Below are 12,181 nucleotides of genomic sequence, written 5' to 3'. Positions count from 1 at the left end.
GTGTTTTATGTTAATGTTTTTTTGATTATACAATCTGGTCGAGGAAATCTCCGGTATTCGATTTTTCTTCATAGCCTTCGGTTGACTGATTCTGAGCTAAGGGCACAAGGTCATCTTCACCAAACTCTTCTTCTAACTCTCTAAGCATATCATTTTGTTTTTTTGCATCAATTTCATCGGCTGTTTTTTTATTATGCTGGGATAACGCCTGACCTTCTTCAGAAATGGTGACAACTAGGTCACTTGATGCTTTCGCATTACGCGCATTCAGAGCCGCTAAGTTTTTATCTTCGTCTGACCTTATATCAAATGTTGTGTAGCCGGGCGTAGTCGTATTATTTGGCACTTGGCCAGATAAGGCTATCGAGTGAGGAAGGCTACCAGACATAACAACCACCAGCTAAAAAAGTATAAACAAATATTAATCGGCAATTTTAAATATGTCCACTTTCTAGACAATAGTCGCAATAAAAAGGTGCTAGGGCAGTTGAACTGCCTAGAAAGTGGCATTAATTTAAAGGTCTTTCGGGTCACCAGCTTGAATTGCTGTAATTGCAATAGTATAGACAATGTCATCAACTAAAGCGCCACGAGACAGATCGTTAACAGGTTTACGAATTCCTTGTAGCATAGGTCCTATGCTGACTACGTCTGCGCTTCTTTGAACTGCTTTGTAAGTGGTGTTGCCAGTATTTAAGTCCGGGAAAATAAACACGGTGGCTTTGCCGGCTACTTTGCTATTAGGCGCTTTTTGTTTGGCAACTTTTTCCATGATGGCGGCGTCGTATTGCAAAGGGCCGTCAATCAGAAGGTCTGGACGTAGCTTTTGCGCAATTGCTGTAGCTTCTCTGACTTTATCTACATCGTTACCTGTGCCAGAGCCACCAGTGCTGTAACTGATCATGGCGACTTTAGGAGTGATGCCAAATGCTGTTGCAGAGTCCGCACTTTGAATCGCAATTTCTGCAAGTTGCACAGCAGTCGGATCCGGATTAATCGCGCAATCACCATAGACCAGCACTTGGTCAGGTAAGCACATGAAGAAGACTGAAGATACAATGCTCGCGTTCGCGGATGTTTTGATTAACTGCAGAGCCGGCCGAATGGTGTTAGCCGTTGTATGTACAGCGCCAGAAACCAGACCATCCACATCACCAACTTGCAGCATCATAGTGCCTAGCACAACATTGTCTTCTAGTTGCTCGCGAGCAACGATGTCAGTTAGCCCTCGACTTTTTCTTAGCTCTACCATTGGCGCAACATAGCGTTCACGAATGCTGCTAGGGTCGAGTATTTCAACACCATGGCTTAATTCAATGCCATTGTTTTGTGCGATTCTCAAAATTTCAGTTTCGTTGCCCAGCAATGTGCAGCGGGCGATACCGCGTTCGGCACAAATTGAAGCGGCTTGAATGGTGCGAATTTCTTCGCCTTCAGGAAGAATGATTCGTTTGTTCAGAGAGCGAGCAAGCTCAATTAAACGGAATCGGAAGGCTGGTGGAGAGAGTTTTCTCTCTTCTTGGTTTAAGGCGAAAGAGTTTATCCAGTCGTGATCGATACAACGGGCGATGTGCTCTTTTACCATCAATACGCGTTCTTTATCGTCAAGCGGTATTTCTTGGTTAAAAGATTGCATATTAATGACTGTCTCCCAGCTGTTCGACTCTACAGAGAGAACGGGTAAGCCTTTGGCCATTGCTTTGCCGCAAAGACCCATTAAAGCTTCGCTTGGTTGGTAACCACCAGTTACAACCAAGGCTGCGATCTTGATATCGTTCAGTGCAGCAATAGCTGTCGCCATGATGATGTCGGTACGATCGCCTGGAGTGAAAACCAACACGCCAGGTCGCAAGGCTTCAAGCATATTCTCGACACCACGAGCACAAAGAGTGTAAGACTGTACGCGACGAGATTCGATGTCGCCTGCATTAATGATGCGAGCACCAAGGAAATCAGCAACATCTTTTACTCGAGGGTAAGTGAGTTCATCGGCTTTTGGTATTTGACCAAGCAGGCTAAAATTGCGTTTAAAAATGCCACGTTGAGCAAACAAATCCCCATAGGATTTAACGCCTAATGACCCAGGTGTGGTCTTGTTTAAAATACAGCCAATAACATCGTTGGCTTTAATGCCACCATAAGAGCCTGCCGCAATTTCAACATGGTGTTCAAGCTCGTTAACTCGCATGTTGTTCGGTGCTGTCACCAACACTAAACCAGCATCAAGTGTACGAGCAATGGCTTTGTTTAGTCTTGTTGCGTACGGGTGGCCTGCAATTTGAGCAAGACCTTCCACGATAACTGTTGAATCTGGCTCTACGCTGGCTTGGAATCGACCAACAATTTCTTCCATCAGTTCATCAATATTGTCGTTATACAAATAACGCTCAGCTTCATGGAGCGGAATAGGCTCAGCTGGTGTAAGGGTTGAGCCTTGTGCAACCATGGCAGTTGACTTGTCAGGTCCCTTGTCACCCGGTTGAGGCTGGGCGATTGGCTTGAAAAAACTGGCCTTTAAACCTTGCTGCTCAAGCGCACGGACAAGACCGACAGAAACAGATGTTAGTCCTACACCAGGGCCTGTGGGAACGGTCATAAGTACATTTATTGACATATCTGATGAATCCTAAATTAGTCCATTATGGGGTGCATGGTTTCGATTAATGCTGAATTAAACTTATTGTATCCAGTGCAATCATCAACTCTTCATTAGTAGGTATAACCCAAACATTAGTATTACTGTCTTTTGCACTAATGTTTAAAGTCTCACCACGAGGAGCATTATCATTTATATCTGAGTCTATACGGATATTCAGTGCTTTCAAATGATTGCAGATAGCTTGACGTAAATAGCTTGAATTTTCACCGATGCCACCGGTAAATACCAAATGATCAATACTTTCTAAAGTGGTTGCTACACTTGCTAAGTGCTTCGCTGTTCGGGCTGCAAACATGTCTAAAGCCAGTTTAGCTCTCAGGTCGCCTGATTCCATTGCCTCTTCTAATGTTCGGCAGTCATTTGAAATTTCTGATACACCAAGCAAACCACTTTGTTTGTTCAGAATATCAAGTGTGGATTCAAAAGAGATATTTTCAGCTTGGCTAATAAATGACAGTAGGCTTGGGTCAAGGCTGCCAGAGCGGGTGCCCATCATTAAGCCTTCTAATGGCGTGATGCCCATACTAGTATCGGAAGACTTGCCTTTATTAATGGCGCAGGTACTTGCTCCGTTACCAAGGTGAGCGACAAGCACGCCCTGTTGATCGCTACCGTTCGCTATTTGTGCTAAGCGCTGACTTATATATCGATAACTTGTGCCATGGAAACCATACTTCCGAAAATGATGCTCTCGATAAAAGTGCATTGGAATCGGGTAAAGATACTGTTCTGGTGCCAGTGTCTGATGAAACGCGGTATCAAATACAGCAACTTGTGGAAGCCCTGGGAAAAGCTCAAAAGCCACTTCTATACCTTTAACATGTGCAGGGTTATGCAATGGTGCAAATTGAGAATACTTTTTAATCCCAGTAACAACATCTTGATTAATCAAGACGGATTTGCTGAAGGTTTCACCACCGTGAACCACTCGGTGACCAATACCTGCTAGTGAATGCTCAATGGTAGGGTGGCTGTTAAGCCAGCTTTTGATCTGATCCACAGCATTTTTATGGCTACCAACGTCTAATTGTATTTCGTTTTTTTTGCCTTCAAATTTAAACGTGATACTACTTTCATCTGTCCCTAATCTATCTGCAATACCTTCTACTAAGGTTTCTTGCCCAGCATTAGCAAGAATCGCAAACTTCAACGAAGAGCTTCCACAGTTGATGACTAAAATACTGTCTTTCATAGTTATTCCTGAGATACTCGCAAAGAAAGGTCAATTGCCTGAATATGTTTTGTTAGGGCGCCGATGGAGACGTAATCAACGCCAGTTTCAGCCACTAGTAACAAACGGTCTTTGTCCATGTTTCCAGATGCTTCAAACTTGACCTGACCTTTAAAATCAGTAACCGCTTTGCTCATGTCTTCGTAAGAGAAATTATCTAACATGATAATGTCGGCACCTGCAGCAACAGCCATGGAAACTTCTTCTAAGTTTTCTGTTTCAACTTCAATGGTTTTTCCAGGGGCAATATTTTTCGCCATGCTTACAGCATTAGCAATCGACCCTGCCGCCATGATGTGATTTTCTTTGATTAGAAACGCATCGTATAACCCCATCCTGTGGTTCTTTCCTCCACCAATAGCCACCGCATATTTCTGCGCACGGCGCATACCTGGTATGGTTTTTCTAGTGTCCAAAATGGTGAGTTGTGTGTTCGCTACAATTTGACTGTATTGATTAGTTACAGTCGCAGTATAAGAAAGGGATTGTAAAAAATTTAGGGCAGTACGCTCCCCCGTTAATATTGTTCTTGCATGGCCATTGATCGTTAAAAAAGGCTTGTTGCTTTCCAGCATATCACCTTCATTGTTGTGCCATGAGAGCGTAACTTGATTGCCTAATTGAGAGAATACTTCGTTTACCCAAGCTTGACCGCATAAGACTGCAGGTTCCCGACTAATTACGGTGGCTGTTATTTCTTGATCATCAGGAATAAGTTGAGCGGTTATGTCTCCTGATCCAATATCTTCTTTTAATGCAAACGCCACTTGCGATTGAATGTGCTCAGTTAATAGAGCGTTCAAAAGAGTCATGTACTATCCTAATCTTGCTAAGTAAATTACGGATATTGTAGCGCTATATTGGTAGTGCGTCAGTGTTGATTTTTTTATATTCATTGATTTGCATGATCTTTCTATATGAAAAAGTGCGACAGTTTTGCTTTTTAGCACACACGATCAGCCTTCCACGTTAGATTGACTTACAATCGTTGATTATTTTGATAGCTGTATCATTTGAATTTTGATAAGCGAATAAAATGATACTAATCATCGATTTTTGAATGGTACTTTGGAGCAGATGCTGTGTATTCTTTATGGATTGAAGTGTGGCTGTGGATTCACGGTGCTTATACGTCTCATGTATGCTGTGAATTTTGGTGGTGCCGACTGAGTCTTTAACGCTTTTGTCTTAGGCTTTTCGACTACTTTTAAATTAATTTTAGGGTATTTAAAAGCTTCAAAAGTTCTGTGAGTGTCTCAATCTTCATGTGGGTGGCTAGGCGATCTCTTGATTAGGTGTTAATCTAACGCCCAAATTAGATGCTTCTGATATTTAAAAAAGCCCTTTTTAATGTAAGGGTTTAGTAAAATACCTAGAATGCAAAATCCTTAGAAACAGTCTATCTATGCGGTTTCTAAGTAAATGGCTTTGATTTTTTACATGCATTAGTAAGGCTATATGCATGTGGAAATTTAATGTTGGGTTTGATGAACCAAACCCAAATTGGAAGCGAACTGACTAGATTTTTAGTGGTCGATGCAATGGAAATAAAATTAAAACAATAATAATTACCATTGGAACGGATAAAAACGACGCGTTTTAAAGCTTATTAAACAGTGTGTCGTTTTATCCTAGGTCGGCTGGAACTTTGTGGCTATTCATATAAGTTCCGACGGTTCGTTTAAGTAGCCTCCAAGGCTTAAATACACATAATGTCCTTGGTAGGTTAGTATCTGTTCTAATAGCGGGAGTTATTAACACGATGACTGAGCAGCATATTCTCGAAGACATCGATCCAATTGAAACTAAAGAGTGGGTCGATGCGCTTGAGTCTGTCCTTCGCGAGGAAGGTCCTGATCGCGCGCAATACATTTTAAATCGTTTGACGAATGAGGCTTCAAAAGCTGGTACGTCATTACCGTCATCCATTACGACGGCATACCGGAATACAATTGCTCCTGAAAATGAGAAGCCATTGCCGGGTGATGTATTTATGGAGCGTCGTATACGCTCTATAATTCGTTGGAATGCATTGGCTATGGTAATGAAGGCAAACCGTGTTGATTCAACACTTGGTGGCCACATTACAAGCTTTTCTTCTGCAGCAACGCTTTATGATATCGGCTTTAACCACTTTTTCCGTGGTAATGACGGTAAACAACAAGCGGATATGGTCTTTTTCCAAGGTCATATATCCCCAGGTATTTACGCTCGTTCATACATTGAAGGGCGCTTGACAGACGAGCAGCTAGATAACTTCCGCCGTGAAGTCGATGGCAAAGGTATTTCTTCTTACCCGCACCCTTGGTTGATGCCTGATTACTGGCAGTTCCCAACAGTGTCTATGGGTCTTGGGCCTTTGCAAGCGATTTACCAAGCACACGTAATGAAGTATCAGCATAGCCGTGGTCTTATTGATCAAGGTGATCGTAAGGTGTGGGCTTTCCTAGGTGATGGTGAGTGTGATGAGCCAGAATCTTTAGGAGCTATTGCTCTTGCTGGTCGCGAAAATCTAGATAACCTTATTTTTGTTATCAACTGTAACCTACAGCGCCTTGATGGTCCTGTTCGTGGTAACAGTAAAATTGTTCAGGAACTTGAAGGTGTCTTCCGTGGTGCTGGCTGGAATGTCATTAAGTGCCTATGGGGTCGTCATTGGGATCCTCTTTTTGCGAAAGATCACAACGGTTTGCTAGTTAAACGTATGAATGAAGTTTGCGATGGCGAACTACAGAACTACAAAGCAAATGGTGGTGCTTATACTCGTGAACATTTCTTCGGCAAATATCCAGAATTGCTAGAAATGGTTAAAGACATGACTGACGATGAGATTATGAATCTTAATCGTGGCGGACATGATCCTTACAAAGTTTACGCGGCGTACTCCGAAGCAACTTCTCATAAAGGTCAACCGACTGTTATCTTGGCGCAAACCGTTAAAGGTTACGGCATGTTTAAAGCGGCTGAAGCGCAAAACACGGCGCACCAGACGAAGAAGTTGGATGAAGAATCCCTTGCTCAGTTCCGTGATAAATTCGGTATCCCAATTAGCGATGAAGAGCTAAAAGATTTACCGTACTATAAACCGGCTGAAGATAGCCCAGAAATGCAATACATGCGCTCTCGTCGCAAAGAATTGCATGGCGCTTTCCCTATCCGTAACCATGATTGCGAAGCGCTTGAAGTTCCTTCTTTGGAAGCCTTTAAGTCTCAAATCGCGGGAACGAATGGCCGTGAAATCTCTACGACTATGGCGTTTGTGCGTGCACTGAATGTTATGGTTAAAGATAAAGAAATTGGTAAACGTGTTGTGCCAATTGTTGCCGATGAAGCTCGTACCTTTGGTATGGAAGGTATGTTCCGCCAGCTGGGTATATACTCATCTGAAGGTCAGCGTTATACGCCTCATGACCATACTCAGATTATGTATTACAAAGAATCTGCTGATGGTCAAATCCTTCAAGAAGGCATCAATGAGCCAGGGGCATTCTCTGCTTGGTTAGCATTGGCTACATCTTATGCAAACAGCGCTCTTCCAATGATTCCTGTTTACATTTATTACTCAATGTTTGGTTTCCAGCGAATTGGTGACTTAGCTTGGGCGGCAGGTGATTCTCAGGCTCGTGGATTCTTGATTGGTGCTACTGCAGGTCGTACTACGCTAAATGGTGAAGGTTTGCAGCACGAAGATGGTCATTCCCATATTCAAGCAGGTCTAATTCCTAACTGTGTGTCTTATGACCCTACTTATTCATACGAAGTCGCTGTTATCATGCAAGATGGCTTACGTCGTATGTATAAAGAGAAAGAAAGTGTTTTCTATTACTTAACTGTAATGAATGAAAACTATACGCACGAAGATATGCCTGAAGGTGTTGAAGAAGGTATTATCAAGGGGATGTATAAGCTTAAGTCTCATGCTAAGAAAGCCAATAAGAAACAAGTTCAATTGCTTGGTTCTGGCGTTATTCTGCGTGAAGTGGAAGCCGCTGCAGAGATTCTATTTAATGATTTCGGTGTTAACTCTGATATATGGAGTGTAACGTCTTTCAATGAATTGCGTCGTGAAGGTCTTGATGCAAGTCGCTGGAACATGCTTCACCCTGAATCAGAAGCGCGCCTTTCTTACGTAGAGTCTTGCCTGAATGACAATGGCCCTGTGATTGCATCTACCGACCATATTAAATTGTTCGCAGATCAAATTCGCCCATTCGTAAAAGGTACTTACAATGTACTTGGTACTGATGGTTTTGGCCGCAGTGATACTCGCGCTCAATTGCGTCACTTCTTTGAAGTTAACCGTTATTGGGTAGTGGTTTCTGCTTTAAGTGCACTGGCAAAAGACGGTGTAATTGATGCATCTGTAGTTAGTGAGGCAATTGCTAAGTTTGGTCTAGATCCTGAGAAGCCAAACCCTGTAATGTGCTAATTACCTGACAAGCTAGGTATCTGGCTTAGTGTATGTTTTTATCTAAGTCAGATAAGTTTTTAAGTTTGATGCGTCTATAAGACAAAGGAGATTTCTGTGAGTACTGAAATCATTCGAGTACCGGATATTGGTGGTGCGACTGATGTCGAAATTATCGAGATCAGTATTGCGGTTGGTGACACAATTGAAGTGGATCAATCAATTATTGTTTTAGAAACAGATAAAGCTTCTATGGATGTTCCATCTTCCATGGCAGGTAAAGTAAAAAGTATTTCTGTGAAAGAAGGCGAAAAAGTTTCTGAAGGTGATGAGATTCTTATTATTGAGGTTGAAGGTGCGGAAGAGTCTGCTCCTGAGGCACCTGTAGAAGATCCTGCACCAGAGAAGTCCGCTGAGAAAGCTCCAGCTTCTTCATCTTCCAGCGAAGAAAAAGTTTCAGTGCCAGATATTGGTGGTGCAACTGACGTTGAAGTTATAGAGGTTTGTGTTGCTGAAGGTGATATGGTTGAAGAGGGTGATTCAATTATCGTTCTTGAAACTGATAAGGCTTCTATGGACATACCTTCACCATTTACAGGTAAGATCGCCAAGATTTCTATTAAAGTTGGTGACACTGTATCCGAAGGTGCTGATATTCTTGTGCTGACAACTGAGTCATCTTCAGTGGCGCCTGCTGCTAAAGAAGAAAAAGCTGAAGAGCCAAAATCATCAGCTCCTGCTGCAGCATCAGCTTCTGGTGGTGTTGAGTCGGTTAAAGTGCCTGACATTGGTGGTGCTGAAGGCGTTGAAGTTATCGAGGTTGCTGTTGCAGCCGGAGATAAAGTTCAAGAAGGTGATTCTATCATTGTTCTTGAGACTGATAAGGCCTCTATGGAAATTCCTGCGCCGAAATCAGGAACAGTGAAGTCTGTTTCTATTAAGGTTGGTGATAAGGTTTCTGAAGGTGATCTTGTTCTTGAGCTTGAAGTAGAAGGTGGTTCTGAAGTGCCTGCGCCTGCGCCGGCTGCTGAAAAAGCAACTTCTGCACCAACTGAAAAGCCTAAAGCAAGTGCCGAAAAGTCAGCTCCTGCAGTAGATCAATCTGCTGTACTGTCTGAACCTTCTAAGAAAGTTCATGCTGGTCCAGCTGTTCGTATGCTCGCTCGCGAGTTAGGTGTTGATCTGTCTCTTGTTCGTCCTACTGGCCCTCGTGGTCGTATTACGAAAGAAGATTTGCATGCTTATGTGAAAGCAGCTGTGCAAAAGGTGGCTTCTGCTCCGGCTGGTGGTGTTGCAACAGGTTCCGGTCTGCCAACTGTGCCAGATCAAGACTTTAGCAAGTTTGGTGAAGTTGACGTTGTTAAGATGAGCAAGATCCAGCGTCTAACTGCTCAGAACATGGTTCGCAACGCGCTTGTTGTGCCTCAAGTTACTCAGTTTGATAAAGCTGATATTTCTGATCTTGAAGCATTCCGTAAAGGCTTAAAAGGCGAAATGGAGAAACAAGGTGTTAAATTAACGCCGCTTCCATTCCTGATTAAAGCAGTTGCGCAAGCAATGGTTGCTAATCCAAGCTTTAATGTGTCGCTAATGGCCGATGGCGAAAGCTACGTTCAAAAGCATTATGTACACATTGGTATTGCTGTGGATTCGCCTGCTGGTTTGGTTGTTCCTGTTTTGCGTGACGCAGATAAGAAATCTGTCGTTCAAATTGCAAAAGAAGCGGGAGAGCTAATTAAGAAAGCACTAGATAAACAACTTAAGCCAGCTGACATGCAGGGTGGTTGTTTCACTATTTCTAGTTTGGGTGCAATTGGCGGAACAGGATTTACTCCTATCGTTAACTGTCCTGAAGTGGGTATTTTGGGTGTTTCTAAAGCGGACGTTGAGCCACGCTGGAATGGTAAAGAGTTTGAGCCTCGTACAATGTTGCCATTGTGCTTGTCTTACGATCACAGAGCTGTGAATGGTGGTGATGCAGGTCGCTTTATGACCTTCTTAAACTCCTTGCTGAGTGATGTACGTCGCTTGTCTCTTTAATCAGATTCTTTGATTAACAGCTAAGCAAATAAAAAAGCCGCTTTTATAAGCGGCTTTTTTTATCTAATGTTTTTGCATTGCTTTATTACGAAGTGGGTAAGTTTTTAACCGCTTGCTGCAAAGCGGATTTACGAGAATCACAAAACGCATTGTGTGGCAGTCTATTTGAAACGCCCAGCTTTTCAAGTCGTTCTGTGGTTTGTCCATTAGGGCTAAAGATATAAACGGCACAGTTAGCTTCTATCGCGTCTTTTATGGCGTTTTCTAGTGCAAGCCCTATGGTGAGGTCCATCATAGGAACGGCGCTCAGATCTAGCACTACAGCTTTGTAGTTGTGTATGCGGTTGTGATGCTTTGCGATGGCTTTGCTTGCACCAAAAATCATTGGGCCAGATAGATAGAAAAGCAATACGTTTCCATCAGCCTGGTCTAGTAATGATTTTTCCTCTTCTGATAGTGGAATATCGTCGTCAGCATCACTGATGGCTTTTACATTCCCTGACTGTAATCGGCTGAGTTTTTCTATTGTCATGATATTGGCTATAAACACTCCAATTCCAACCGCAACCATTAGGTCAACAAATACGGTTAGCGCCATCACTCCGTACATTATAATGGTGGGAGAAAGGGCGACTTTGTGTGCTCGTTTCAAGAAGCTCCAGTCGAGTATATTAATCCCCACATACAAGGCAATACCAGCCAGTACAGCCATTGGAATTGGGCTAATTAAGTCAGATGCACCAAGTACAACCAATAAAAGAATTAACGCTCTTGTTATGCCTGCAAGCGGTGATTTGCCGCCAGATTGTATATTAACGACGGTTCCCATGGTTGCGCCAGCGCCAGGAAGTCCACCAAGAAGGCCGGAGAAAAAATTAGCGGTGCCTTGCCCAATAAGTTCGCGATTGGAGTCATGCTCTTTGCGCGTAAGGCTGTCTGCAATAACTGCTGTAAGTAAGGTGTCTATGCAGCCCAAAGTCCCCAGTACAAGGCCGTTAATGATCATTTCTATAAACACAGACTGTTCAAAGGTGGGCCAATGAATGGATGGTAGACCAGACGGGATAATACCTATTCGGCGCACATCTGAATCGTTAAATAATAGAATGGAAATAAGCGTGATTGCGACCAAAGCAACCAGTTGAGGAGGAACGTACCGGCGCCAGTGTTTAGGGAGATAAAACAATACGCCCAGCGTTAGTAAGCCCAAAAATAATTCAGAAAACTTAAGGTTAACAATTAGGTTGGGGAGGGCGCTTAGTGTACCGATCACACCGCCTGATGGTGATGAATGTCCCAAGAAGGGTGCTATTTGTAAGATAATTAAAATAATGCCAATACCAGACATAAAGCCTGATATTACGCTATATGGCATAAGGGTGATGTATTTACCGAGTTTCAGATAGCCTAATGTAATTTGGAATAGGCCGGCGATCATGACAACAGTAAATGCCATGGCAACCCCTCCTTCTGGGCTGCTGGCAAGCATGCTGGTAAGAACAGCTGTCATGATAACTGTCATTGGGCCGGTTGGTTCTGAGATTAAGCTGGTTGAGCCGCCAAATAGTGCAGCAAAAAGCCCAACGAGTATTGCTCCCCATAGACCGGCTTCTGCACCAGCTCCTGATGCTACTCCAAATGCTAGTGCGAGTGGTAGCGAAACAATGGCAGTCGTTGCGCCACCAAATAAATCGCCTACAAGAGTCCAATCTTTAAAGCGAGAAAAATCAATGATCATTGTTTTTTACCTGTCCGTTATTCATGTTCAAATCAATCCTTTGAAATAATCCATATTGCTCTTGTTGCAAAAGAGCCCGCATAATGCGGGCTCTTTGTTATTTCA

Annotated in this window: 7 protein-coding genes; 2 read left to right on the top strand and 5 right to left on the bottom strand. The window is 43.1% G+C overall.

Annotation, left to right across the window (positions count from 1 at the left end; all coding sequences use genetic code 11):
- Nucleotides 1-25: 25 nt before the first annotated feature.
- The 4 genes from JSY38_RS01045 to nadC form a co-directional block, all read right to left on the bottom strand.
- Nucleotides 26-388, bottom strand: coding sequence for a hypothetical protein (locus tag JSY38_RS01045; RefSeq protein WP_114412495.1), 363 nt, complete (start codon nt 386-388; stop codon nt 26-28).
- A gap of 126 nt (nt 389-514) precedes the next feature.
- Complete coding sequence (pta, locus tag JSY38_RS01040; protein ID WP_205114805.1) at nt 515-2,614, bottom strand: phosphate acetyltransferase; 2,100 nt, start codon at nt 2,612-2,614, stop codon at nt 515-517.
- 46 nt (nt 2,615-2,660) lie between these two features.
- Nucleotides 2,661-3,851: an acetate/propionate family kinase gene (locus JSY38_RS01035; RefSeq protein WP_205114803.1), complete on the bottom strand. Its 1,191-nt coding sequence runs from the start codon at nt 3,849-3,851 to the stop codon at nt 2,661-2,663.
- 2 nt (nt 3,852-3,853) lie between these two features.
- On the bottom strand, nt 3,854-4,702 hold the full coding sequence (gene nadC, locus JSY38_RS01030) for a carboxylating nicotinate-nucleotide diphosphorylase (RefSeq protein ID WP_114412498.1): 849 nt from the start codon (nt 4,700-4,702) through the stop codon (nt 3,854-3,856).
- Nucleotides 4,703-5,652: 950 nt separating this feature from the next.
- Here nadC and aceE point away from each other — a divergent pair.
- Together aceE and aceF are read left to right on the top strand one after the other, a co-directional pair.
- Nucleotides 5,653-8,319, top strand: a complete 2,667-nt coding sequence (aceE, locus tag JSY38_RS01025; protein ID WP_205114801.1) for a pyruvate dehydrogenase (acetyl-transferring), homodimeric type — start codon at nt 5,653-5,655, stop codon at nt 8,317-8,319.
- Between the two features lie 96 nt (nt 8,320-8,415).
- Nucleotides 8,416-10,338: a dihydrolipoyllysine-residue acetyltransferase gene (gene aceF, locus JSY38_RS01020; protein ID WP_205114800.1), complete on the top strand. Its 1,923-nt coding sequence runs from the start codon at nt 8,416-8,418 to the stop codon at nt 10,336-10,338.
- A gap of 85 nt (nt 10,339-10,423) precedes the next feature.
- On the opposite strand, the gene JSY38_RS01015 is transcribed toward aceF, so the two are convergent.
- The gene (locus tag JSY38_RS01015; RefSeq protein ID WP_114412501.1) at nt 10,424-12,076 is read right to left on the bottom strand and encodes a SulP family inorganic anion transporter; all 1,653 of its coding nucleotides are present in this window, start codon (nt 12,074-12,076) and stop codon (nt 10,424-10,426) included.
- Nucleotides 12,077-12,181: the final 105 nt, after the last annotated feature.

The organism is Marinomonas foliarum (assembly GCF_016906065.1).
GTDB classification, from domain to species: domain Bacteria; phylum Pseudomonadota; class Gammaproteobacteria; order Pseudomonadales; family Marinomonadaceae; genus Marinomonas; species Marinomonas foliarum.
This window is presented reverse-complemented; position numbering and strand designations above follow the sequence as displayed.